The 23,964-nt window shown below is 65.4% G+C and carries 25 protein-coding genes and 1 tRNA gene; 12 read left to right on the top strand and 14 right to left on the bottom strand.

Translation table 11 applies throughout. The features are described from left to right. Positions 1 to 2: 2 nt before the first annotated feature. Both tatB and tatC read left to right on the top strand, forming a co-directional pair. Complete coding sequence (tatB, locus tag ACVWWQ_RS05215) at positions 3 to 410, top strand: Sec-independent protein translocase protein TatB (protein ID WP_133949439.1); 408 nt, start codon at positions 3 to 5, stop codon at positions 408 to 410. After that, positions 407 to 1,171: a twin-arginine translocase subunit TatC gene (gene tatC, locus ACVWWQ_RS05210; protein ID WP_133949441.1), complete on the top strand. Its 765-nt coding sequence runs from the start codon at positions 407 to 409 to the stop codon at positions 1,169 to 1,171. Before tatB ends, tatC begins: the two co-directional genes overlap by 4 nt. Positions 1,172 to 1,223: 52 nt before the next feature. On the opposite strand, the gene ACVWWQ_RS05205 is transcribed toward tatC, so the two are convergent. The 8 genes from ACVWWQ_RS05205 to ACVWWQ_RS05170 all read right to left on the bottom strand — a co-directional run bounded on the left by ACVWWQ_RS05205 (position 1,224) and on the right by ACVWWQ_RS05170 (position 11,152). Next, on the bottom strand, positions 1,224 to 2,696 hold the full coding sequence (locus ACVWWQ_RS05205) for a UbiD family decarboxylase (protein WP_133949443.1): 1,473 nt from the start codon (positions 2,694 to 2,696) through the stop codon (positions 1,224 to 1,226). Further along, entirely contained in the window at positions 2,693 to 3,499 is an 807-nt protein-coding gene (locus ACVWWQ_RS05200) for a prephenate dehydrogenase/arogenate dehydrogenase family protein (protein ID WP_133949445.1), read from the bottom strand. The genes ACVWWQ_RS05205 and ACVWWQ_RS05200 overlap by 4 nt, the downstream gene beginning before the upstream one ends. Further along, positions 3,496 to 4,602, bottom strand: coding sequence for a PLP-dependent cysteine synthase family protein (locus ACVWWQ_RS05195; RefSeq protein ID WP_133949447.1), 1,107 nt, complete (start codon positions 4,600 to 4,602; stop codon positions 3,496 to 3,498). Before ACVWWQ_RS05195 ends, ACVWWQ_RS05200 begins: the two co-directional genes overlap by 4 nt. A 14-nt stretch (positions 4,603 to 4,616) precedes the next feature. Further along, entirely contained in the window at positions 4,617 to 6,572 is a 1,956-nt protein-coding gene (locus ACVWWQ_RS05190) for a pyridoxal-dependent decarboxylase (protein ID WP_133949450.1), read from the bottom strand. Next, entirely contained in the window at positions 6,569 to 6,973 is a 405-nt protein-coding gene (locus ACVWWQ_RS05185) for a SirB2 family protein (protein ID WP_133950885.1), read from the bottom strand. Before ACVWWQ_RS05185 ends, ACVWWQ_RS05190 begins: the two co-directional genes overlap by 4 nt. 84 nt (positions 6,974 to 7,057) lie before the next feature. Further along, positions 7,058 to 9,340, bottom strand: coding sequence for a nitric-oxide reductase large subunit (locus ACVWWQ_RS05180; protein ID WP_133949452.1), 2,283 nt, complete (start codon positions 9,338 to 9,340; stop codon positions 7,058 to 7,060). A gap of 180 nt (positions 9,341 to 9,520) precedes the next feature. Next, positions 9,521 to 10,285 (bottom strand): fumarate/nitrate reduction transcriptional regulator Fnr, encoded by a 765-nt coding sequence (gene fnr / locus ACVWWQ_RS05175; RefSeq protein WP_099651599.1) that lies wholly within the window; start codon positions 10,283 to 10,285, stop codon positions 9,521 to 9,523. Between the two features lie 252 nt (positions 10,286 to 10,537). Next, entirely contained in the window at positions 10,538 to 11,152 is a 615-nt protein-coding gene (locus ACVWWQ_RS05170; protein ID WP_457383316.1) for an MBL fold metallo-hydrolase RNA specificity domain-containing protein, read from the bottom strand. Between the two features lie 88 nt (positions 11,153 to 11,240). Here ACVWWQ_RS05170 and ACVWWQ_RS05165 point away from each other — a divergent pair, with 88 nt between their 5' ends. The 4 genes from ACVWWQ_RS05165 to ACVWWQ_RS05150 are packed head-to-tail and all read left to right on the top strand — an operon-like array spanning position 11,241 to position 14,194. Further along, entirely contained in the window at positions 11,241 to 11,513 is a 273-nt protein-coding gene (locus tag ACVWWQ_RS05165) for a PepSY domain-containing protein (RefSeq protein WP_133949454.1), read from the top strand. Positions 11,514 to 11,551: 38 nt separating this feature from the next. Continuing rightward, a complete protein-coding gene (locus tag ACVWWQ_RS05160; RefSeq protein WP_133949456.1) occupies positions 11,552 to 12,148 on the top strand; it encodes a cytochrome b/b6 domain-containing protein in 597 nt (198 codons plus the stop codon). Between the two features lie 4 nt (positions 12,149 to 12,152). Further along, positions 12,153 to 12,827: a response regulator transcription factor gene (locus ACVWWQ_RS05155; RefSeq protein WP_133949458.1), complete on the top strand. Its 675-nt coding sequence runs from the start codon at positions 12,153 to 12,155 to the stop codon at positions 12,825 to 12,827. Continuing rightward, the gene (locus ACVWWQ_RS05150) at positions 12,827 to 14,194 is read left to right on the top strand and encodes an ATP-binding protein (protein WP_457383315.1); all 1,368 of its coding nucleotides are present in this window, start codon (positions 12,827 to 12,829) and stop codon (positions 14,192 to 14,194) included. Before ACVWWQ_RS05155 ends, ACVWWQ_RS05150 begins: the two co-directional genes overlap by 1 nt. 179 nt (positions 14,195 to 14,373) lie before the next feature. On the opposite strand, the gene ACVWWQ_RS05145 is transcribed toward ACVWWQ_RS05150, so the two are convergent. Then, positions 14,374 to 14,811: a universal stress protein gene (locus ACVWWQ_RS05145; protein WP_133949462.1), complete on the bottom strand. Its 438-nt coding sequence runs from the start codon at positions 14,809 to 14,811 to the stop codon at positions 14,374 to 14,376. Positions 14,812 to 14,972: 161 nt separating this feature from the next. Beyond that, positions 14,973 to 15,533, bottom strand: coding sequence for a GspH/FimT family pseudopilin (locus ACVWWQ_RS05140; RefSeq protein WP_133949464.1), 561 nt, complete (start codon positions 15,531 to 15,533; stop codon positions 14,973 to 14,975). A 154-nt stretch (positions 15,534 to 15,687) separates the two neighbouring features. On the opposite strand from ACVWWQ_RS05140, the gene uvrB reads away from it, so the two are divergent. Continuing rightward, positions 15,688 to 17,712, top strand: coding sequence for an excinuclease ABC subunit UvrB (gene uvrB, locus ACVWWQ_RS05135; protein ID WP_133949466.1), 2,025 nt, complete (start codon positions 15,688 to 15,690; stop codon positions 17,710 to 17,712). Between the two features lie 89 nt (positions 17,713 to 17,801). Beyond that, positions 17,802 to 17,876, top strand: a tRNA-Val gene (locus tag ACVWWQ_RS05130). Between the two features lie 123 nt (positions 17,877 to 17,999). Here ACVWWQ_RS05130 and ACVWWQ_RS05125 read toward each other — a convergent pair. From ACVWWQ_RS05125 to ACVWWQ_RS05115, 3 genes are all read right to left on the bottom strand, one after another. Further along, a complete protein-coding gene (locus ACVWWQ_RS05125) occupies positions 18,000 to 18,323 on the bottom strand; it encodes a hypothetical protein (RefSeq protein ID WP_133949468.1) in 324 nt (107 codons plus the stop codon). 84 nt (positions 18,324 to 18,407) lie between these two features. Then, on the bottom strand, positions 18,408 to 18,695 hold the full coding sequence (locus ACVWWQ_RS05120; RefSeq protein WP_133949469.1) for a hypothetical protein: 288 nt from the start codon (positions 18,693 to 18,695) through the stop codon (positions 18,408 to 18,410). 242 nt (positions 18,696 to 18,937) lie between these two features. Further along, positions 18,938 to 19,513 (bottom strand): NADPH-dependent FMN reductase, encoded by a 576-nt coding sequence (locus ACVWWQ_RS05115; RefSeq protein ID WP_133949471.1) that lies wholly within the window; start codon positions 19,511 to 19,513, stop codon positions 18,938 to 18,940. A gap of 152 nt (positions 19,514 to 19,665) precedes the next feature. Between ACVWWQ_RS05115 and dapD the strand changes: the two genes are divergently transcribed. The 4 genes from dapD to dapE all read left to right on the top strand — a co-directional run bounded on the left by dapD (position 19,666) and on the right by dapE (position 23,113). Continuing rightward, positions 19,666 to 20,493, top strand: a complete 828-nt coding sequence (gene dapD / locus ACVWWQ_RS05110) for a 2,3,4,5-tetrahydropyridine-2,6-dicarboxylate N-succinyltransferase (protein WP_099651610.1) — start codon at positions 19,666 to 19,668, stop codon at positions 20,491 to 20,493. Further along, the gene (locus ACVWWQ_RS05105) at positions 20,490 to 20,846 is read left to right on the top strand and encodes a Spx/MgsR family RNA polymerase-binding regulatory protein (protein WP_133949473.1); all 357 of its coding nucleotides are present in this window, start codon (positions 20,490 to 20,492) and stop codon (positions 20,844 to 20,846) included. The genes dapD and ACVWWQ_RS05105 overlap by 4 nt, the downstream gene beginning before the upstream one ends. Before the next feature lies 1 nt (position 20,847). Next, complete coding sequence (locus ACVWWQ_RS05100; RefSeq protein WP_099651612.1) at positions 20,848 to 21,912, top strand: VIT1/CCC1 transporter family protein; 1,065 nt, start codon at positions 20,848 to 20,850, stop codon at positions 21,910 to 21,912. Between the two features lie 67 nt (positions 21,913 to 21,979). Further along, a complete protein-coding gene (dapE, locus tag ACVWWQ_RS05095) occupies positions 21,980 to 23,113 on the top strand; it encodes a succinyl-diaminopimelate desuccinylase (RefSeq protein WP_133949475.1) in 1,134 nt (377 codons plus the stop codon). Positions 23,114 to 23,172: 59 nt separating this feature from the next. Here dapE and ACVWWQ_RS05090 read toward each other — a convergent pair whose 3' ends face one another. Beyond that, entirely contained in the window at positions 23,173 to 23,961 is a 789-nt protein-coding gene (locus tag ACVWWQ_RS05090; protein WP_133949477.1) for an anti-sigma factor domain-containing protein, read from the bottom strand. Between the last annotated feature and the right edge of the window lie 3 nt (positions 23,962 to 23,964).

Raw genomic sequence — 23,964 nt, 5'->3', positions numbered from 1 at the left:
CGGTGATTGATTTCAGTCTGGGAAAACTCCTGTTCATCGCCTTGATCGCGCTGATCGTGCTCGGGCCGGAGAAACTGCCCGGCGCTGCCCGAACCGCCGGCGCCGTGCTCCGTCGCGTGCGTGGTAGTTGGGACAGCGTGCGCGCCGAAGTGGAGCGCGAGTTGCAGTTGGAAGAGATCAGGCGCGCCGCGCGTGAAGTCGCGAAGCAGGGTGATGTAGCGAAGGATGCCCTGGACGCCGCCATGCGTGACATGCAGAAGCCTGTGCAAACAGCGCTGGCCGGACTGGAACAATCGGTGCCGCCTGAGGCGGTTTCGCTGGAGCCTGCGATATCCGCACCGGTGGTCGCGGCTCTCCCATCCCACACGGCGGTCATGCGCGAAGCCGTGCACGAGGAGGTGCTGTCGTGACTAGTCCCGACGTTGGCGGAATCGCGGAGGGCCTTCAGTCCGGCGTATTCCCGCATCTTCTGGAGTTGCGCTCGCGCCTGATCAAGGCTGTCGCCTCGGTCCTGCTTCTGCTGCTGGCGTTGGTGCCGGTGGCCAATCGCCTGTACTCGCTGCTGGCGGAGCCGCTGGTTGCCCGCTTGCCCCACGGCGCACACCTGATAGCTACCGAGGTGACCAGTCCGTTTCTGACCCCGTTGAAGCTGGCTTTCTATGTGGCACTGCTGATCAGCATGCCGGTGATCCTGTATCAGCTCTGGGCATTCGTCAGTCCGGGTCTGTACAAAAAGGAAAAGCGCCTGGCTCGCCCCCTTCTGATAGCGGCCTTGCTGTTGTTCTACCTGGGCTGCGTGTTCGCTTATCTGCTGGTGCTGCCGGCGGCCTTTCGCTTTCTCACGGCAATGACGCCCGGCGGCGTCGAGATGATGACCGACATCAGTCATTACCTCGACTTCGTGATGCTGGTTTTCTTTGCCTTCGGCCTGTGTTTCGAGGTGCCCGTGGCGGTCGTCGTTCTGGCGGCCACCGGGTTGGTGAGTCTGGCCAATCTGCGCAAGAGTCGGCGCTACGCCATCGTCGGCGCGTTCGCCATTTCCGCCGTCATCACCCCGCCGGATATCGCCTCGATGATCATGCTGGCCGTGCCGATGTATCTGCTTTACGAGTTGGGCATGCTGGCCGTGCGATGGCTGGTGACACCAGACACCGCGGAAGCCGCGGGCTAGGTTGTCGCCGCGAGAAGTTTGAGCTGCGCCCGCGAGCGGACGTGGAACGTGCTCAGCGCGAACGCTTCAGCTCGCTCCACAATTTATCGATCCGCCGCTCCACCGCGTCGTCGGGAATAATGGGGCGGCTCCAGGTACGCGTGGTTTCAGACGGCCATTTGCGGGTGGCATCGATGCCCAGTTTGGAGCCGATGCCGGCGACCGGACTGGCGAAGTCCAGGTAGTCGATCGGGGTGTTTTCCACGAGCATGGTGTCGCGCGCCGGATCGACCCTTGTCGACACCGCCCAGATCACCGCTGACCAGTCACGCACGTCAATGTCGTCGTCGGTGACGATGACGAACTTGGTATAGGTGAACTGACGCAGGTACGACCACACCGCCATCATGATGCGTCGCGCATGACCGGCGTACTGCTTGCGGATGCTGACCACGGCGATGCGGTACGAGCACGCTTCCGGTGGCAGGAAGAAGTCGACGATTTCCGGAAACACCTTCTGCAGAATCGGCACGAAGATGTCGTTCAGCGCCATCGACAGCACCGAGGGTTCGTCGTGCGGCGCGCGGCCCATGTAGCTGCCTTGGTAGATTGCATCGCGGCGCAGGCGCAGGCGTTCGATGGTGAAGACGGGAAAGTGATCCTGCGCGTTGTAGTAGCCGGTGTGGTCGCCGAACGGACCTTCGAGCGCGGTGTCGTCGGGGTGGATGAAGCCTTCCAGCAGGATTTCCGCGCCGGCCGGCGCATCCAGTCCGGTCAGCTCGCTGTGCCACACGCGGGTGCGCTGGCCGCGCAGCAGGCCGGCGAATTCGTACTCGGACAAGCTGTCCGGCACGGGCGCGACGGCGGCCAGCATGGTTGCCGGATCGGTGCCGATGGCGACCAGTACCGGAAACGGTTGCCGTGGATGCGCGGCGCGCCAGTCGACGTAGTCCAGCGCGCCGCCGCGATGTGGCAGCCAGCGCATGATCACCCGGTTCGGACCGATCACCTGCTGGCGGTAGATCGCCACGTTTTGCCGTGGCTTGTCGGTGCCGCGGGTCACCACCAGGCCGAAGGTGATCAGCTTGCCGGCGTCGTCGGGCCAGCAGTGCTGGATCGGCAGGCGGGACAGGTCGATCTCGTCGCCGCGCAGGGTTTCGTGTTCGAACGCCGCTTCGCGCACGCGTTGCGGCGCGACATGGGCCAGTTGCGCCAGCTCCGGCCAGGTGGCCAGCGCCTGGCGCAGGCTGGATGGCCAGCGTGGTTCCTTGATCGCGGCAAGCAGCTGGCCCAGTTCGCGCAGTGAGGCCAGTGGCCGTCCGGCCAGCGCCAGCTCGATGCGGCGACGATGGCCGAACAGGTTGCCCAGCAACGCGTGGCGACTGTTGCCAGGATGTTCCATCAGCAACGCGGGGCCCGCCTCGCGCAGTGCGCGCAGGCTCAGCGCGGTGGATTCCAGATGTGTGTCCACGGGCGCGCTGACGCGCTGCAATTGCTGTTCCCGCTCCAGCCGCTGCAGGAAGCTGCGCAGGTCGTGGAAACTCATGCGGATGGTTCGCCCGAGGTTGGAATGACCAGCTCGTCGTCATCCGTCGCGGCCAGCAGGCGCCGATGCACGCGTTGCAGTTCGGCCAGCAGTTCGGCGCGCGCCTCGGCGGCGAACGGGTTCTCGCGCTGGATCGCGCCGAACAGGTGGCCGGCGTCGCCGCGCACCGCGGCCAGCATGTGCTTCATGCCCTGGAACGAGGGCGGCGCGATTGGCATGCCGTCGTCCACGCCGATGTCGATCAGCCCCTTCGCGATGAAGAAGGCCAGCGCGTGGGTGCGCGCCATCGCGCGGTCGTGGCTTTCCGGGTTCTGTTCGATGACTTCGCAGCCGAGTGCGGCGAACAAATCCCGCGCGCGTGTGGCGGCCTGCGGATGCCAGGCGGAGGCGCAGATCACCGTGCGCCGCGGGCGCTCATCGCGAGCCAGGCTGAGCGGTCCGAACAGCGGGTGCGTGCCGACGTGGGGAATCGCGTTGCCCAGCAACTCGTTCATCGTCGCGCAGGGATGCATCTTCACACTGCTCACGTCGAACACGATCTGATCGGCATGCAGCAGCGGGCGCAACGCGAGCACCGCGTCGCGCAGTTGCGGCACCGGCATCGCCAGCACGATCCATTGCGCCCCATCGAGCGCGACACGCAAGGATGGCGCGGCCAGCGCGGCGGGAACCCGTGCGTGCGGATCGAACACGCGTAGGTGGTGCCCCGCCTGCAGCAACAGCTGCGCAAATGCGGCGCCGAAACGGCCATGGCCCAGCAGCGCAAATCGCATGCCCGGGGTCGGCGGTGCAGCGGTGCTCATGTCAGCGCGGGTGCGCGGCCGGTGGCCAGGCTGTTACGCAGCGCGGCACCCCACGGCGCAAGGTCGATCGCGCGCGCGGCCAGCCAGTCGCGGTCGAACAGGGTCTGCGCGTAGCGCTCGCCACGGTCGCACAGCAGGCTCACGATGCTGCCGCGCTGGCCGCGCGCGCGCATCGATGCGGCCAGCTGCAGGCAGGCGACCAGGTTGGTGCCGGACGAGCCGCCGTAGCGATGGCCGAGCAGGTCTTCCAGCAACCAGGCGGCGGCGATCGAGGCGGCGTCGGGAATCTCGTTGACGCGGTCGACCACGTCAAAGATGAAGCCGGGCTCCACGCGCGGTCGGCCGATGCCCTCGATCAGGGTGGGCTGGCTGGCCACTGCCTTTGCGTCGCGATGGCGCCAGCCGTGCACATAGCCGCTGCCGCTGGGCTCGGCCACGCACAGTTTCGTGTGCAGCCGGCGGTAGCGCAGGTAGCGGCCGATGGTGGCCGAGGTGCCGCCGGTGCCGGCGCCGCAGACGATCCACGCCGGTTCGGGTTCGGCTTCCAGTGCCAGCTGGCCGATGATCGACTCGGCGATGTTGTTGTTGCCGCGCCAGTCGGTGGCGCGTTCGGCCAGGCCGAACTGGTCGAGGTGACAGGCACCGCGCGCGGCATGTTCGGCGGCGCGCGCATGCACCTGGGCCGGATCGTCGACCAGGTCGCAGATGCCGCCCAGCGCCTGCACGTCGCGGATCTTGCCGGGCGCGGTGCAGGCCGGCATCACCGCGGTGAACGACAGGCCAAGCAGGCGCGCGAACCAGGCTTCCGAAATCGCCGTGCTGCCCGAAGATGCGTCCACCACCGCCTGACCGCCACGCAGCCGGCCGTTGCACAGCGCGTAGAGGAACAATGAGCGGGCCAGCCGGTGTTTCAGGCTGCCGCTGGGGTGGGCGGCCTCATCCTTGAAGTAGAAGTCGATGCCGTGGAAGCCGGGAAAATTCAGCTTCAGCAGATGGGTGTCGGCGGAGCGTGCGGCCTCCTGTGCCAGCCTGGCCAGGGCGTCGTGCACCCAGCGGCGATCGTGATCCTGTTGCAGGTTGACCAGGTGCAGGACGCTGTCCATCTCAGACTCCGGATTCATGTCGCGTGGCTCGCGGCCCGTTGCATCGCGCGCATGCGGCGGCCGAGAAATTCGAAATAGCGATCGATGTAGCTGATGCCGTTCTCGTGATCGATCAGGTACGGATTCATCAGCGTGTGGCGCAGGATCATCAGCCGGTCCTCGTCCGGATCGAGCGAGTTCGCGTCCAGCCCCAGCGCCTGGAAGATGCGCGTGGTCTGCGCGTGGCCCAGCATGTCCGGGCGCAGCGTGGTCACCGAGCCGAAGAACTCCCTGGTCTGCAGTGGCTGGCGCGGATCGCAGCGCAAGGTGTCGTGCAGTTCACGCACGAAAGCGTTGGCGGCGGTGATCGAGCGGTTGCCGCGCGGGTTGAGCGCCAGGCAGACCAGGTTGCTGTCCGGAGCGAACGGCACCAGCGCGTGGACGCAGTCGGCCAGTTCCAGCGCGAAACGCTGCGCGCGAGCGTGAAAGGTTTCGGCGGCGCGCACGGTGGCGCAGGGCAGGCGGCCGAAGTGAGCGTGATCCAGCGGCAAGACCTTGTGGGTGACGTATACCGCTGCCGCCGCGGCGCCGGACTTGGAGCCTTCCGGAATGAACTGGCCCATGCTGCGGTAGCGGGCGAGATAGTCCTTCGGCGAGCCGCTGTGGAAGACATAGTCGGCGCGCTCGGCCAGCAGTGCCATCGCCCGATGGTCGCGGCAGATGAAGGCGCCGCTTCCGTACGGAAGGTAGCCGAGTTTGTGCGGATCGACGGTGACCGAGTCGGTGGCGCCCAGCGCGGCGAACGCGGCATGCACGGCGGGCGTGGGGAACTGCACGTAGTCGGCGCCGACTTCGTCGCGCGGACGCAGCGAGCCGTCTTCGTTGCGGAACAGGGTGGCCAGGTAGCCGCCCCAGGCGGCGTCGACGTGCACGGCGAAATCCAGCCCCCGCTGGCGCGATGCTGCGCGGGCGGCGAGCACCTGGTCGATCGGATCGATGGTGCCGTACTCGGTGCCGCCCAGCACCGCGACGCACATCAGCACGGGCTGTTGCTCGCGGGCGCAGCGCTCCAGCGTGTCGCGCAGGGCGGCCGGGTCCAGCCGCATGCCTTCGGTGGGCAGCAGTTCCAGCTGGTCGCGACCCAGGCCGAGCAGCTTCACGCCCTTGCTCCAGGAGTAGTGCGCGGTCACCGGTGCCAGCACCCGCGGCAGCTTCAGCGTGGGATGGGTGGCGAAGAAGTCGACCAGGCCACGCTGCTCGATCCGCTCGCGTTCGACGCGATGCAGCCAGCAGCTGCGCTCGGCCGCGGGTTGCGCCGCAAGCCAGGTTTGCCAGTTCGTCAGCAGCGCAATGCAGTCCGCCTGCGCGAGGTTGAACGCGCTCCAGTCATCCTCCGGCAGCGTCAACCCGGGGACCCGCGCGGTGCGCAGCGCCACCGGAAACGCCTTCAGCGCCAGCGCCAGGCGCAACGCCTGGTAGTTGGCCAGGGTGCCGCCGGAGGTGAGGTGGCCGAAGGCACAGGCGTCCTGCGCCGGATCGTGCGGATAGCCGAGCATGCGCGCCAGCTGCAGGCCGACCTGCACTTCCATGTCGACGGTGACCGGCGCGGCATCCTCGCTGACGTTGTTGGGGTTGTAGGGCAGGGTCAGCATCTGCGCGGCCAGTCCGGGCAGCAGCAGGTCCGAGGCCATGTGGCCGATATAGCGCGGGCTGTGAAAAGGCACTGATTTCTTCAGCGCGGCCGACAACTGATGCAATTCCCGGCGCATGCGCGCCTCGAACGCGAGATAGTCCGGGTGGTGCGCCGCGCCGGTAGCGATGGCCGGTGGATCTTCCGGATGGAAATTGCGTCTCCAGTAAACGTGGTCGCGCAGGAACTCGACCATCATCTTCTCAAGCAGCGCGTCGTTCTCGCCGTAGGGGCCGAGGAAGCAGGCGTCCAGCGTGTGGTCACGTGGTTCGCCGTTGTTGAAGGGTTGTGCGGCGCTCATGCGATCCATCCGTGCAGCCATCCCAGCGGGTGATGCATGCGTGCCACTCCAAGCATGTAGAGGTAGGTGACCAGTGCGGCAATGAAGAAGATTCGTCGGGCGCGCGGCGTGCGCGCGCGCTTCAAGGCCAGCGTGGCCAATGCCACGTAAACCACCAGCAACACCAGTTTGGTGGTGAGCCAGCCGTTGGCGAACATGGCGCCAGGCAGGATGCTGACCAGCATCAGCGCGGCGGTGAGCAGGGTGGTGTCGATCGCGTAGCTCAGCCAGCGCACCGGCATCCACTGGGCCGCGCCGGCATGGCCCAACTGGACGAGCAGTCCGCGCAGCGCGAACAGCGAACCGCTGGCCAGCACGCAGGCGACGTGCACCCATTTGATCTGTGGATAGAACTCGAACACCGGCGTTCCAGAAGATTTGTACGTGGCTGCAAGCATCAGGGCGCGCCATGTGGCGCGCCCTGATGTGGGTCAGCTTGGGGCGTGTCAGGCGCCTTCGGTCTGGCCTTTTCCCAGAGGAAGCGTGGCGCTGCGACGTTTTGGCGCAAGCCACAGCGCCGCGACGAACACCGAGATCAGCAGCGCGCCGATCGCGAACAAGGTGTCGCCCGGTACGCGCATCCACACCAGCATGTGGATCAGCGGGCGATCCATGAACTCGGCCGATCGGGCAAACCAGTAGCCATGTTCCAGCACCGCCTTCAACTGGAGGATGCCCAGAGGCAGCAAGGTCAGCGCCGCCATCATCGACAGGCCGATGTTGAGCAGCCAGAACGCACTCTGCAGCAGGCCTTCGCGCCATTCCGCGTGTGGCTTGATGCCACGCAGGCAGAACAGCATCAGACCCAGGCCGAGCATGCCGTACACGCCGAACAGGGCGGTGTGGCCGTGCGTGGCGGTGAGGTTCAGGCCCTGCATGTAGTACAGCGCGATCGGCGTGTTGACCAGGAAGCCGAGCAGGCCCGCGCCCACCAGGTTCCAGAAGCTCACCGCCACGAAGAACATGATCGGCCAGCGGTAGCGCGCCATCCACGGTGCCTCGTGCTGTTTCTTCCAGGTGTCGTAGGCTTCCAGGCCGATCAGCGCCAGCGGCACCACTTCCAGCGCCGAGAAGCTGGCGCCGAGGGCGATCACCGCGGTGGTCGTGCCGCTGAAGTACAGGTGATGCAGGGTGCCGAGCACGCCGCCGGCCATGAACACGATGGTGGCAAACAACACGTTGGTGGTGGCCGTGGTGACGCGCAGCAGACCAAGGCGAACGAACAGGTAGCTGATCACTGCCGTGGCGAACACTTCGAAGAAGCCTTCCACCCACAGATGCACCACCCACCAGCGCCAGTACTCGACCATCGCGATATGGGTGTGCTCGCCCCACATCAGGCCGGCGCCGTAAAGCAGGCCGATCGCCACCGTGGACAGGAACAGCAAGCCGACGATCGACGCCCCTTCCTTGTTGCGGTTCATCGCCGGCCACAGCGCACGGCCCACCAGGAACAGCCACAGCATCAGGCCGATGAACAGGAAGATCTGCCAGAAACGACCGAGGTCGGTATATTCCCAGCCCTGGTGACCGAACCAGAAGTTGTACTGCAGGCCCATCTTGTCCATCACCGCGAACCACTGGCCGGCGAACGAACCGACCACGATGACCAGCAGGCAGACCCACAGGAAGTTCACTCCGAGGCGCTGGAATTTCGGCTCATGCCCGGAGATCAGCGGTGCGATGTACAAGCCGGTGGCCAGCCACGCCGTGGCAATCCACAGCACCGCCAGCTCGGTATGCCAGGTACGGGTGAGGCTGTACGGCAGGTAGTTGGCCAGCGCGAAGCCGTAGGCTTCCTGACCTTCCACCTGGTAGTGCGCCGTGGTGGCGCCGAGCAGGATTTGCGCCAGGAACAGGCCCAGCACGGTCCAGAAATATTTGCCGGTGGCCTTCATCGAGGGCGTGGCCTTGAACTCGGTCAGCGGATCGCGCGTCGGGATGGTGGGCAGCGGTTCGTGATTGACCTGGCGCGCATGATGCCAGCCAAGCAGACCGATGCCGAAGATCATGAACAGGATGCTGAAGACCGACCACAGGAAACTGGTCGAGGTTGGCGCGTTGCCGGCGAGCGGCTCGTACGGCCAGTTCTGCGTATAGCTCATCGATTCGTTGGGACGCTCGGTGGCGGCCGCCCAGCTGGTCCACCAGAAGAACGCGGTGACCATGCGCCGATGCTCCATCTCGGCCACCGTGTTCTCACGCATGGCGTAGTCTTCGCGCAGCTTGTGCGTGGCCGGGTCGTTGCCGAACAGGCTCATGTAATGCGCCGCTACGGCTTCCATTGCATGCGCACGCAGCGAGGACACGGTGATCGTGTTCGTCGCCGCATCGTAGGTGTTCGTGCGCAACTCTTCCTGCACGCGGGCCTTGAACGGCGCCTGTTGCTGCGCCGTCAGCGTGTCGTACGGACCCAGCCCCGCATCGCGGGAAAGCAGGTCGAGCATGGCCATGCTCTCGCGATGCAGCCAGTCCGCGCTCCAGTCCGGTGCCAGCAGGGCACCGTGGCCCCAGATGGAGCCCAATTGCTGCCCGCCAATGCTTTGCCACACCTGGCGGCCTTCTTCCATGTCGGCTTTGGTATACAGCGTCTGGCCGTCGGTGGTCAGCACCGCAGTAGGCAACGGTGGCGCCTGTTGGTGGACTTCCTTGCCGACCCACAGCAAGACGGCAAACGACGTGACGAGCAACGCCGCCAGCCCAAGCCAGAGTTTACGGGTGGTACTCATGGTGCATCTCCCTGGAAGATGCGCGCATGCTGGTCGACACCGGCCTGATCGGCGTTGATTCAGGTCAAGCGGATGGTTTGCCGCGCGTGCGCAAATTGTCGCGGTGGTTTTGGCCTGCGTGTGCGACAAGCGGACGGTCGGACGATCGGTCAGGCCGGATCGAAGCTGCTCCGACCCGCGTCAGCCGGCGCCGCGCTGTCTGGACGTTGGGGCGGAATTGCTGCGGCACAGTTCGGCGAGCAGATCGGTGCGACGGATGATCACTGATTTGCGGTTGACCTCGAGAACGCCCATTTCCTCCAGGCGCGAAAACAGCCGGCTCACTGTTTCGACCACCAAGCCCAGGTAATTGGCTATGTCATAGCGCGACATGGACAAGGTCAGCTCGGTACCGTCGCGATGCAGGCGCTGGTAACGATCGGACAGGCTCTTCAGGAAGATCGCCAGTTGCTCCAGCGCCTGTTGCCGACCCATCACGACCATGTGTCGGTGTTCCTCGATGACCTCCCGACTGACCACGCGCATCAGCTGGCGGTGCAATGCCGGCACTTCGCTGGTGACCTGCTGCAGGCGGTCATAAGGCACTTCGCAAATGCTGCTGCGCTCCAATGCCTCGGCCTGGCTGACATGTTTGTCTGCCGCCAAGGCGTCGAAGCCGATGATGTCGCCGGGCAGATGAAAGCCGAGAATCTGCATCGCGCCGGTTTCATCCTGAACGAAAGTCTTCAGCGAGCCGGAGCGCACCACGTATAGCGCGTGGAACGCGTCGCCATCACGATACAGCGCATTGCCGCGATCAAGCGTGCGCTTGTCGCGGATCGCGATGTCCAGTTTTTCCAGGTCCTCGGCACCTACGCCCGCAGGCAGGCACAACTCACTCAAGGCACAGGACGAACAACTGCGGCGCAGCTGGTTCAGGTCGAGTACGGCGGGATCGTTGGCCATCTTTTCCTCAGGGAAGCTGGTGCGGTCAGACTACATACGCAGGAGTAGGGAACGCCGCGGAAGATAACATGGCGCGGGCCGCGACCGTTTTTGGAGATGCCCGAATGTGGCCAAGAGCACGCCGGTGCACTGATGCGCCGGTGAAATCCTGTGCGGAGCCTGCCGACTTGGGCGCCGCGTTTGTCGCGAACCCGACACCGAGCCGGGCGATGCGCTTTTCCGGGCGGCTCGTGCGGCGCCGGATGGGCCCGATCAGTCGATCTTGATCGGCTGGTGCAAGCCGGGCAGCTCGCACGCCACGCCACGTTGTTCCAGCACTTCCTGCAAGGCGTGCATGCCCCGTTCGTATTCGCCGTGCACCAGAAACACCTTGCGTCGCGGGGCATCGCCGAGCCAAGCCAGCAGCGATGGCTGGTCGGCGTGCGCCGAGAAGCCATTGATCGTCCATATCTGCGCACGCACCGGAATCTCTTCGTTGAAGATGCGCACGCTGGCGGCCCCGTCGACGATCCGTCGCGCCAACGTGCCTTCAGCGGCGTAGCCGACAAAGACCACGCTGCCGCGTTCACGCCACAGGTTGTGCTTGAGGTGGTGGCGAACGCGTCCGCCGTTGCACATGCCCGAGCCGGCCAGGATGATCGCGCCGCCGTCGATGCTGTTGATTGCCATCGATTCAGCCGTCTCGCGGATGAAATGCAGGTCCGGCATCGCGAAGGGATCGCCGTGCTGCAGTTCGTCCAGAAAGCCGGCGTCGAAGCATTCCGGATGGCGTCGGAAGACTTCGGTGGCGGAGATGGCCATCGGCGAATCAAGAAATATGCGCGGACTCTCGCATGAGGTCCGTGGCGCCGTACTGACTGGAGTCAATCCGGATGGCCTGCCGCCTTAAGACTGGCATAAGCGATCGCCGCTTCAATCGCCTCCAAGGCAATCATGCCGATACCGGAGAAGCACCATGAAACTCACACTCATCGCACCGCTTTTTCTCGCCGCGGCGGCTCTCTCGGCCTCCGCGTTCGCTTCACCGCAATGCACCAGTGCGCCCCGCTCGCAGTGGCTGACCGAAGCGGCGATGAAGCAGAAGGTCCTCGATCAGGGCTACACCTTCAAGGTGTTCCAGGTCACCGGCAACTGCTACGAAATCTACGGCAAGGACAAGGCCGGCAAGAACGTGGAGATCTATTTCGATCCGACCGATGGCCGCATCGTCAAGAAGAAGGGCGGCTGAGGTTCCATCTGATCATCTGGCTGCGCGAGGACAAGCCCATGAACGCCACCGTCAAGGTATGGGACCCGTTGGTTCGCCTGTTTCACTGGTCGCTGGCAGGCTTGTTCCTCGCCAACTTTTTCACCGAGGAGGGCGAGCTGGTTCACCGCGGCTTTGGCTACGCCATCCTGGTACTGATTGCCGTGCGCTTTGTCTGGGGCTTGATCGGTACGCGTCACGCCCGCTTCAGTGATTGGGTGGCGGGACCGACTCGCGTCCGCCACTACCTTCGCGAACGCCTTGCCGGGCGCTCGCGAAGGCAATTGGGGCACAACCCCGCTGCGGCGGTGATGATTATCACGCTGCTCGGCGGCGTGTTGCTGGTCGCCCTCACCGGCTGGCTGCAGACCACCGATGCGTTCTTTGGTGATGGCTGGCTGGAGGCGCTGCATGAAGCGCTGGCGTATGGCGTGCTGGGGCTGGTCGTGTTGCACGTGCTGGCCGCCGTTGGCGAGAGCGTGCATTACGGCGAGAACCTGATCGCCTCGATGGTTCACGGTCGCAAGCGCGCGCTTGGACAGAATGCCGCAGTCCCCGGAAAAGCATCGCGACTTGCGCCAAGTCAAGTCGACCGGCCAGTCTCGCCACAAGAATGAGGTCATGCGCATCCTGCTCGCCGAGGACGACAAGTCACTGGGGCAGGCGCTGGCCGCCGGCCTGCGCCTGATCGGCTATGCCGTGGACTGGATTGCCGACGGTACGCAGGCGGCTGCCGCACTGAGCGACACCGACTACGCCGCGGCCATCCTCGACTGGAACCTGCCGCGCAGCAGCGGCCCCGCCATCATTGCCGAGATGCGTCGGCGCAAGGACACCACCCCAGTGCTGTTGCTCACCGCTCGCGACGGCTTGTCCGACCGGGTGGCAGGACTCGATGCCGGTGCCGACGATTACGTGGTCAAGCCGGTGCATCTGGAGGAATTGGCGGCAAGGCTGCGGGCCTTGCTGCGTCGTGCAGACGGCCAGCTGGAACCGGCCATCCGGCTGGGTGCACTGGAAGTCACGCCGGCCGCACGCAGCGCTACGCTGGACGGTACGCCGCTGGAATTGACGGCGCGTGAGTACGCCCTGCTGGAAACGCTGGTGCGCCATCCCGGTCGCGCCTACTCACGCGACCAGCTCGAAGAGGCCTTGTACGGCTGGGACCAGGAAGTGGCCAGCAATGCGGTGGAAGTGCACATCCACCATCTGCGCAACAAGCTGGGGCCGGGCTGGATCCGCACCTTGCGCGGCATCGGCTATGCGATCAGTGCTCCGGTGCGGGAGGAAGCCTGATGCGCCCCTCCCTCAATCGGCGCCTGGTGGTACGGCTGGTGGCCGGCATCGTGCTGGTCTGGGTCGTGGCCGTCGGCTGGATCGGCTGGCGCAGCCTGCACGAGGTGGACGAGATCTTCGACCAGATGCTGGTGCGCACCACGGCCAGCGTTTTTGCCGTGATGCCGGATGCGCCGACCCAGGCGGGCATCGTGCGGCTGTCCCGCAAAAAGGTGATCGGTTCGGACGCCACGGCCCAACGTCCAGCCATCGTGCTGCGTGACGCGCAGGGGCGGCTCTTGATCCAGAACGAACAATTTCCGGCGCTGACCTTTGATCCGGGCGATCCGCACTTTCATACCGTGACGCACGGCAAGCGGCGCTGGCGGGTATTCCAGGGCTGGGACAGCGAGCGGCACTACTGGATCCAGGTGGCGGCGCCGTTGGACGAGCGCGATGAGATGCTGCGCAAGTTGCTGGCCCCCGCACTGTTGGCCTTGCTGGCGTTGCTCGTGCTGGTGCCACCGACGGTGTTTGTCGGCTTGCGTGGCGGGCTGCGCCCGTTGCGCCGACTGACCCGCAACCTGTCGGCCAGTGCAGTGCCGTTGATCCCCGCGCTCACCGATGCGCAGGTGCCGGTGGAGCTGGTGCCTTTCACGCAGGCCGTTGACCGCATGGTCGAGCGGCTCAAGGTGGGGCTGGAACACGAGCGCCGTTTTACCGCCGACGCCGCGCACGAGCTGCGTCATCCGCTCGCGGCCTTGCGCCTGGAGCTGGATCTCACCGGTCGCAGCGATGACGCTGCGGTGCGGGAGTTGCACCTGCAACGCTCGCAGGATGCGCTGGATCGCATGCAACGGTTGGTGACGCAACTGTTGCTGCTGGCGCGGGTGGAGCAGTTGAGCGAGCTGGAAGACGCCGGCTCCATGCGCCTGGTGACCGTGGCCGAGGCCGCCATGCGCGATATCAGCGAGCGTGCTGCGGCGCGTTTGGTCGAGCTGTCACTTGATCACGATGGCAACGACTTCGTGCTGGGCAGCGAAGGCCTGCTCGGCATCCTGGTGCAGAACCTGCTCGACAACGCGCTGCGGCACACGCCCGTGCGTGGCCAGGTGAACGTGCGCGTGGGTGGCACCGCGGAGCAGGTGGTGCTGGAGGTAAACGACAGCGGCAGCGGCTTCCCGGTTGCCGATGCCGGCGTCCTGATCGAGCGCTTCCATCGCCCCGATGGCAGCGTGGGCGAGGGCAGTGGGCTGGGTCTGTCGATCGCCCAGGCGATTGCCAAACTGCATCATGGGCAGCTCACGTTTGATCGCTCGTCGCTGGGTGGCGCGCGTGTTCGACTGACCTTGCCGCAAGCCATACAGTTCGCGGGTGGCGTTGAATAGAAGGCCGAAAAATCCCCGAAGTGTCAGGCGAGCGTGCGGCCTTCGCCGGCAGGATGTTGAAGCCCGCGGTGGTCGAACCTGCTGGTCGCCTCTGCAGAAGGCCGCCCGACGTGGAAGCGGGCAGGGGCGGCCGGGTCATGTTTGCCTCACCAGCATTCGGAGTGGCTTGCACGCGGTGTCTATCGGCAGACGAGCACCGGGACGTCGCCGTTCAATATGACTTTGTGGGTCTCGCTGCCCAGCAACAGGCGGTCGAAACCACGCCAGCCATGCGAGGCCATCACGATCAGGTCGCATTGCTGCTTGCGCGTGGCACCGACAATGGCGGAGTACGGGCGCGCATCGGTTTCGAAACTGGTTTCGCACGGGACGCCCGCCACCGCCGCGCGCTGGCGCGCATCGGCCAGGTAACGTTCGGCATGGGTGGTGGCTTCCTCGATATAGGTGGGCTCGTTGGCCAGCACGAACTCGGCGAAATAGGTGGATGCCGGAAACGGTGCGATCACGTGAAAGGCGTGAATGCGGGCGCCCAATTTGGTGGCCAGCTCGATCGCGGTGTCCAGTGCTCGCGACGCCAGGTCGGAGCCGTCGGTGGGAACAAGAATATGCTGGAACATGCTCAACTCCTCGGCGTTTTCGGGACGGGATTCGCGTCCCTTCGATGCAGGCCTCGCGCTTGTCGCGCGCAGCAACGGACCAAGGATGGGTGAACCGGCAACACCGGCTATTGATCGAGATCAAGCACGGCGGTGCCTGCGTCAATGACGCACGGGTGCACTCAGTTCAATTGTCCGCAACTGGCGATCTGACTGGCATCGGCGTGGGCGCCGCGGATGCGGCCAGCATTGGAGACCACGACCAGCAGCGCATCGGCGGGCTGGGAGGGCTGGCAGAACAGCAGGGTGAGATTGCTTCCGCCAGCCGAGCCGTCCGGACGAAAGCGCACGTTGTGCCGGCCATTGCTGCTCTGGATGATCAGTTTTCCGCGCTGGGTCGCACCCACGTGCAACGGGCCGTGGTCGGGCTGACTGTCGCCATTGATGTCATGGGCGACCAGCCAGCCGCTCTCCCATCGTGTTCCGCCACTGCAGTTGTTGCCATCCAGGCTAGGGCAGAACAGCGAGCGTTTGCCGCTCATGACGGCGGCGGCACGAGCCCGCTGCAACGCGCCGATGAAGTCCATCTGGGCAACCCGCAGCTGGTTGTGGCTGGCCAGGCGCCGCAATGATGGCGTGGCGATACCCGCCATGATGGCGATGATGGCCAGCACCATGATCTGCTCGATCAAGGTGACGCCGGCCTGTTGGCGCCATGGGCTTCCGTGCCTTGCTGTCTTCACGACGCTGCTCCCTGCGTGGGGTCGAGACCTTCATGCTAGGGAGCCGATCTCTCCGCTCCAGCGGCCTGTTGACTCCCCGCCTGTGGGCCTCTGGTGACACGCCTTGTCAGCAGGCCCGATTTAAAATGGCGCATCGCGCCCACATCTGTAGCCCATGACTGATCGATTCCAGCTTGTCGCCCCCTATCAGCCCGCCGGCGACCAGCCGCAGGCCATCACGCGCCTGAGCAAGGGATTCGAGGCCGGGTTGGCCGCGCAAACCCTGCTTGGGGTCACCGGCTCGGGCAAGACCTACACCATTGCCAACGTGATCGAGCAGGTGCAGCGCCCGACCATCGTGATGGCGCCGAACAAGACGCTGGCGGCCCAGTTGTACGGGGAGTTCAGGGAATTCTTCCCGAACAATGCGGTGGAGTACTTCGTCAGTTACTACGACTACTACCAGCCGGAAGCCTACGTCGTGGCATCGGACACCTTCATCGAGAAGGATTCGTCGATCAACGAACACATCGAGCAGATGCGGCTGTCGGCGACCAAGGCGCTGTTGTCGCGCCGCGACTCGATCATCGTGGCCACCGTGTCGGCGATCTACGGCCTGGGCAATCCGGAGGACTACCTGTCGCTGCGGTTGATCCTGGCCACGGGCGAGCGAATCGACCAGCGCAAGCTGATCCACCAGTTGACCGAACTGCAGTACACCCGCAACGAGATGGAACTGCGCCGCGGTACGTACCGCGTGCGCGGCGAGATCATCGACGTGTTCCCGGCCGAATCGGAAACCGAGGCGTTGCGGATCGAGTTGTTCGATGGCGAAGTGGAGAAAATGTCGCTGTTCGATCCGCTTACCGGCGAGGCCATTCGCAAGGTGCAGCGCTATACCGTCTATCCGCGTACCCATTACGCCAGCACCCGCGAAAGCGTGCTCAACGCGATCGAGACGATCAAGATCGAGCTGAAGGATCGGCTGGAATACCTCTACAAGGAGAACAAGCTGGTCGAGGCGCAGCGGCTGGAACAGCGGACGCGCTTCGACCTGGAGATGATGGCCGAGGTCGGCTATTGCCAGGGCATCGAGAACTATTCGCGCCATTTGACCCGGCGCGCGCCGGGCGAGCCGCCGCCGACGCTGTTTGACTACCTGCCCGCCGACGGTCTGCTGGTGGTGGACGAGTCGCACGTCACCGTGCCGCAGCTGGGCGCGATGTACAAAGGCGACCGCTCGCGCAAGGAAACCCTGGTGGAATTCGGTTTCCGCATGCCGTCGGCGATGGACAACCGGCCCTTGCGCTTCGAGGAATGGGAAGAGCGCGTGCCGCGTGCGATCTACGTGTCCGCCACGCCGCGCGCGTACGAGCTGGACAAGTCCGGTGATGCAGTGACCGAGCTGGTGGTGCGTCCGACCGGCCTGGTGGATCCCGAGGTGGAGGTTCGCCCGGTGCGTACCCAGGTCGACGACCTGCTCAGCGAAGCTCACAAGCGCATCGCGATGGGTGATCGCGTGCTGGTCACCACCCTGACCAAGCGGATGGCTGAAAACCTCACCGAATATCTGGCGGAACACGACATCAAGGTGCGCTACCTGCATTCGGACATCGAGACGGTCGAGCGCAGCGAGATCATCCGCGACCTGCGCCTGGGCGAGTTCGACGTGCTGGTGGGCATCAACCTGCTGCGCGAAGGCCTGGACATGCCCGAGGTGTCGCTGGTGGCGATCCTGGACGCCGACAAGGAAGGCTTCCTGCGCTCCACCGGCTCGCTGATCCAGACCATCGGCCGTGCCGCCCGCAACGTGCGGGGCAAGGCGATCCTGTATGCCGACCATGTCACCCGCTCGATGCAGGCGGCCATGGACGAAACGGCGCGCCGTCGCGAGAAGCAGTTGGCCTGGAACGAAGCCAACGGCATCACCCCCACCACCGTGGTGCGGCGCATCGCCGATATCATGGAGGGAGCACGCAGTGATGCCGGCAACCGGCGTGGCAGCAAATCAGCTGCCCGCGGCCGCGCCGCGGTCGCCGAGCAGGGCGCCGATTACGCCGGAATGAGCTCGCAGCAGGCTTCAGCCCTGCTCAAGAAGCTGGAGTCGCAGATGTACAAGCACGCGCAGAACCTGGAGTTCGAGGACGCGGCGCGGCTGCGTGACCAGATCCATCAGTTGCGCGAACAGGCCCTGCGCTGAGGTCTCCAAACGGATTGGCGGCGGGATATTGTCGAGCGTGCCCGGCTCCCGTATACTGCGCGGCTCGCGTAGCGGTTAAGGCGTGAGACGGGCGGTTAGCTCAGCGGTAGAGCACTACCTTGACATGGTAGGGGTCACAAGTTCGATCCTTGTACCGCCCACCAATTGAAATTCAGCAGCGGCGCGGCCTTCAGGGTTCGCGCCGCTTCTGTTTTGGCGGCGGGTAGCGCATCGAAACCGTTGCGCAGGGCGGCTTGCGGCGTTCCGGTGCACTCGCCAGCCGGCGGTCATTCGGTGCGTTCAGCCTGCCGGCGTCGCCGCTTCCAGCGCACCCAGTGGCGTTCCACCCATAGCAGGGCGCGGCGGGTGGGCCGCCGCAGAAACGGCAGGTCCTGCGCCAGCAGCAGAAGACCCAGCGGAAGCATCCACAGGCCCAGCAAGGGCAGGATGCTGAAGATGCCACCGACGATGAGCAGGATGCCGGCGGGAATGCGGATCCATCGCGAAGACGGCTCGCGCAACCAGCGAATGGCCCGGCTCACCGGGGTGGGCAATTCGCGCTCGATCCGGTCCAGTTGGCGGTTGAGCCGTTCTTCGTCTCTGTCAGTCATGCTTTTCGGTCAGCGCCATCCGCAGACAGACCATTGTGCCGGGAAACGGGAGGGCTGGTCATCGGCTCGGCTGGCGCGTGCGTGCTATTCCTCGTCGTCATCGTCGGAGGGCGGTGCCGCGAAATGGCGGTCTTCCGAATCACGTGCGTGCCGGATGGCGTTGCGCAAACGCAGATCCAGCTGGTCGAAATCGAGCACCACCTTGCCGGAGTGGACCGCTTTCACCGCCGACAAGGGCACCACGAAATCGCCCGAATTTTCGACGTAAACCACCAGTTCGGGCAGGCCATGCCTGAGTTCCCTGACGGAGCCAATGCCCTCCGCGCCGTCTGCCGTGAAAACCATGAAACCTTCAGCGATCTGTTCGCGCATGCGTCATTCCTCCGCTGGGCGGTCGCGACCGGATGAACCATGGCCTGGCGCCTTCTTTTCCGATTCGGGTCGCGCGTTCGTGTGCATCATGGACACGTGTCGCGTCTGGCTGCGGTGAAGGAAAACTGGCGACCTGAAGGTCGGGTTGCATGACGCTGACAAGCCGGATCGACGGCATGGCGAATCGTCACGTGAAGCGGGACCGGTGAGGCAGCTCGGACGGGCCGGTTCCATTCATGCCTTCAGGTCGAGCGCACGGCAGCCGGGTCCGCAAAACGTCTGGTCCAGACGACGTATTTGTCGACGAAGCCTTGCAGGAATTTTCTCGTGCCGTCGTTTTCGATGCTGCCGTCTTCGGCGATGAGGCCCTCCTTGAACTGGATGAACACTTCGGGCTGGGCCAGCAGCGGCATGTCCAGGTAAGTGAGCACATTGCGCAGGTGTTGTTGCGCCAACGCCGTGCCGGTGGCGCCGATTGAGGTGCCGATCACGGCAGCCGGCTTTCCCGCGAACGAATTGGTGCCCCACGGGCGGGAAGCGATATCAATGGCGTTCTTCAGCACGCCGGGAATCGATCGGTTGTATTCCGGGGTGACGAACAGCAGTGCATCGACGGATTCGATGTCCTGCTTCAGCCGGGTTGCCACCGCCGGGTAGGAGGGGTCGAAATCCTGCGAATAAAGCGGGAGGTCGTCGATGCGGATGGGCGAGAACGCGAACTCCTCCGGGGCGAGTTTCTCCACTGCCTTGGCAAGCAGCCGGTTGAAGGACCCCTTGCGCAGGCTTCCGACCATGACACCGATCTTGATCTGATTCATTTCCGAGTCCTCGTGAAGGCTGTGAAACAATGGGCGGGCCGCCGTCAAATGCGGATGAACCCTGAGGCGGTATCGCCGCGCCCAGCCTGTATTCTTTGCGGTCTGCCCGGGCCTTGACCCGAATGACCGACCGTCACCAGCGAATCCTTTCCATGGAAACCATCGAAACTCTGATCGACCAGGCCTTTGAGCGTCGCGACGCGTTGACCCAGGCCGAAATCGAAACCCACCTGCGCCCGGCCATCGGTCAGGTACTGGACCTGCTGGAGTCCGGCGAGCGCCGCGTCGCGGAGCCGGACGGCAATGGCGGCTGGACGGTGAACCAGTGGCTGAAGAAGGCCGTGCTGCTTTACTTCCGCATCAACGACAACGGGGTGGTTGATGGCGGTCCGGCACAGGCGTTCGACAAGGTGCCGTTGCGTTTCGCCCATGGCAACGATGCGGAGCTGCGGCAGCTGGGCGCGCGCGTGGTGCCCGGTGCGCTGGTGCGTCGCGGCGCGCACATCGCGAAAGACGCGGTGCTGATGCCGAGCTACGTCAACATCGGCGCCTTCGTGGGTGCCGGCAGCATGGTGGATACCTGGGCCACGGTCGGCTCGTGCGCCCAGATCGGGGCCGGCGTGCATTTGTCCGGTGGCGTGGGCATCGGTGGCGTGCTCGAACCGCTGCAGGCCAACCCGACCATCATCGAGGACAACTGTTTCATCGGCGCCCGCTCCGAAGTGGTGGAGGGCGTGGTGGTGGAGAAGGGCAGCGTGATCGGCATGGGCGTGTTCCTGGGCCAGTCCACGCGTATCTACAACCGTGCCACCGGCGAAGTGAGCTACGGCCGCGTGCCGGCTGGCAGCGTGGTGGTGGCCGGCAATCTCCCGGCCAAGGACGGTAGCCACAGCCTGTACGCGGCGATCATCGTCAAGCAGGTCGACGCGAAGACGCGCAGCAAGACCAGCATCAACGAGCTGTTGCGGAGTGGCGAATGAATCCGGTGCTGTATGGACTTCCGAACTGCGACACTTGCCGCAAGGCGCGCAACTGGCTGGCCCGGTTCGAGATCGCGCATGACTTTGTCGACTACCGCGCCCACCCGGTGCCGGGGGCGACGCTGAAGGAATGGGCGGCGCAACTCGGCGGCTGGGAGAAGCTGGTCAACAAGTCCTCCACCACCTGGCGCACCCTGCTGCCGCAGCGCAAGAACCCCGGCAGCGATCCGGAGTGGACGTTGTTGCTGAAGGAATATCCTGCCCTGATCCGTCGACCGGTGGTGGTGCCTGCCGATGGCCCGGTGAGCGTCGGCTTCAGTGACAACGGCTTCAAGAAACTGTTCGGGCGCTGACATGGGCAGCCATCGAGCACGCCGCTTCCGCGGCAACCTGCGGATTGAACGAGACAACGCGGCGCTTTACGGCCGGCTGGCGGAACTGGCGACCGATGCCCGGATCAGCCAGGTCTACCGACGTATCGCCCAAGGCGAGCAGGCCAATGCCCAATTCTGGGAGTCGCGTCTGCGCGAAATGGGCGAGATCGTTCCGCCACCGCGCATCGGCCTGCGCGTGCGGGCACTGGGCTGGTTTGCGCAGCACTTCGGTACCGGCTTCGTGATGCCGACGGTGGTGCGCATGGAACATGCCGACCATGCCGCCACGCCGGTGGATCGCAGCGGTCATCGTGATCATTTCGTCGCGCCGCATGAGGTCGGTCTGCGTGACCACCGGCACCGTACCGAGAGTGGCAATACCCTGCGCGCGGCGGTGCTGGGCGCGAACGACGGACTGGTATCCAACGTCAGTCTGGTGATGGGCATGGCCGGCGCCGCGACCGGCGACCGTGCGGTCTTGCTGGCAGGACTGGCCGGACTGGTGGCGGGCGCGTGCTCGATGGCGCTGGGTGAATGGCTGTCGGTGAACAGCTCGCGCGAGTTCTACCAGGCGCAGATCACCGAGCGCGCTGAACGCCTGGCGGTGGCGCCGGAGGATGGGCTGGAACACATTGCCGATATCTACCGCGAGAAAGGACTGGAGTCCGAGGCCGCCGACCATCTTGCCGGCCATATCGCCGAGACGCCCCGCGCCGCGCTGGACATGCTGGTGCGTGAGGATCTTGGCATTGACCCCGCTGAACTCGGTGGCTCGGCGTGGAGCGCGGCGATCTCCTCGTTCTGCCTGTTTGCCTGTGGCGCGCTGTTTCCGGTGGCACCGTATTTTTTCCTGGGCGGCGGCCGGGCACTGTTTGCCAGCGCACTATGCACTGCAGTCGGGCTTGCCCTGATCGGCATCGGCACCTCGCTGTTCACCGGCCGCAGCATGCTGTTCTCGATCGCGCGCCAATTCGGCATCACCGCGGCCGCGGCCGCGATCACCTACGGCGTCGGCCATTTGCTGGGCGTGGTGCTGACAGGCTGAGGTGGGGCCGGGACGGCGACGCTTGGTATGCTCCGTTCCTGACCATTCATGCATCCTGCGAGTCACCATGTCCGCCGTTCTCGACCTCAGTTGTGACCTGATTCGCCGTCGCTCGGTGACCCCGGAAGACGCCGGTTGCCTGCCGTTGATCGCCGACCGACTGGCCCGCGCGGGTTTTGCCGTGACTTCCCTGCGCCATGGCGAGGTCGAGAATCTGTGGATCACGCATGGCGCCGCCGGTCCGACGCTGATGTATCTCGGCCACACTGACGTGGTACCGAGTGGCCCGGAAGCATCGTGGTCCAGCCCGCCGTTCGAGCCGACCATCCGCGATGGCCGTCTATACGGCCGTGGCGCGGCCGACATGAAAGGCGCGGTGGCGGCGATGGTGGTGGCGCTGGAACAGTTTGTCGCAACCCATCCGGATCATCCCGGTCGGGTCGGCCTGCTGCTGACCGCGGACGAGGAGGGCGTGGCGATCGACGGTGTGCGCAAGGTGGCCGCGCATTTTCGCGAACAGGGTGAGTCGCTCGACTGGTGCGTGGTCGGCGAGCCATCGGCCAGGGCCCGGCTGGGCGACCTGATTCGCGTCGGTCGGCGCGGCTCGCTGTCCGCCACGCTCACCGTGCGTGGCGTGCAGGGTCACGTGGCCTATCCGGAAAAGGCGCTCAACCCGATCCACGCGTTCGCCCCGGCGCTGGCCGAGCTGGCCGTCGAGCGCTGGGACGAAGGCAACGCCGACTTCCCGCCAACCTCGATGCAGGTGTCCAACATCCAGGCCGGCACCGGCGCCAACAACGTGATTCCCGGCACGCTTACGGCGCTGTTCAATTTCCGCTACAGCACCGCCAGTCGCGCCGGGGACCTGCGCACGCGCAGCGAGGCGATCCTGCATCGGCACGGGCTGGATTTCCACATCGACTGGCAACTGTCGGGCGAGCCGTTTCTTACGCCGCCGGGTGGCAAGCTGCGCGATGCCGTGGTGGCAGTGTGTCGGGAACTATGTGGGGTCGAGCCGGAGCAAAGCACCGGCGGTGGCACCTCGGACGGTCGTTTCATCGCCCCGCTGGGCGTTGAAGTGGTGGAGATCGGCCCGGTCAACGCCACCATTCACCAGGTCGACGAATGCATTCTGGTGCAGGAGCTGGAGGCGCTTCCGGCCATCTACCTGGCCATCTGCGAACGCATGTTGGCGGGCTGATAGCGCTATCCCCTGCAACGCTCGCCGGGCGCCGGGCGGATGCCGGCACCAGGCGACCTTCACACCGCGTCGCGATTTGCCTGCGGATCCACCCGCAGGCTGACCTTGCGAGTCGCCTCGGGTGCACTGCCGATGGCACCCTTGCCGATCACGGCGCCGGTCGGTTGACCGGTCGGCGAGCCGCCGAGCGGCTCAACGGAAACGGCGAGCGCGGCGGCGGGGCCGAGTTGCGCCAATAGTGCCGGATCAAGTGCGAGTGTGGTGGGCTTGTCGCGCGCGATCATGCCCACCGAGATCGGTTTGCCGCCGGCTGGAATCAGCCACAGTTCGGGTGCGCGGCCTTGCTCGAAGGCGACCGGTGTGGCCGGCACCACCACCATGCGGGCGTGTTGCAGATCCATCGTCGCGGTCCAGCCGGTGCTGCCGTTGTCCTGCTGGATGGTGGCCGCCATGTAGCTGGCGTTGACTGCGGTGGGTGCTGGCACGCTGCGCGGCAGCGACACCACCACCAGCAGTGCCACGGCGAGCGCGCTGGCGCCAAGGCCGAGCCAGTGCCACAGCGGCAGGTTGTTCCACAGCCCCCCGCGTGATGGCGCCTCGGTCCGGGCGGGCGGATCCAGTTGCAACGCATCGCGGATGCGCACCCACACGTAGGGTGCCGGGGTGACATCCGCGATGCTGTCGGCCAGCGGAATCAGCCGACGCTGCCACATGGCCACGGCGGTGGCGGCCTCGTCCGAGATCATCACCTCCCGCGCCACTTCCGCGCGGGTATCGGCATCCAGTACACCGAGTACGTATTCGGCGTAGCGCAGGTTGTGGTTGCCATCGTCAATCGGTGTATTCATCGT

It is taken from the genome of Rhodanobacter sp. TND4EL1, from assembly GCF_054061035.1.
The sequence above is the reverse complement of the archived record's forward strand: the minus strand, read 5'-3'. Positions and strand labels throughout refer to the sequence as shown.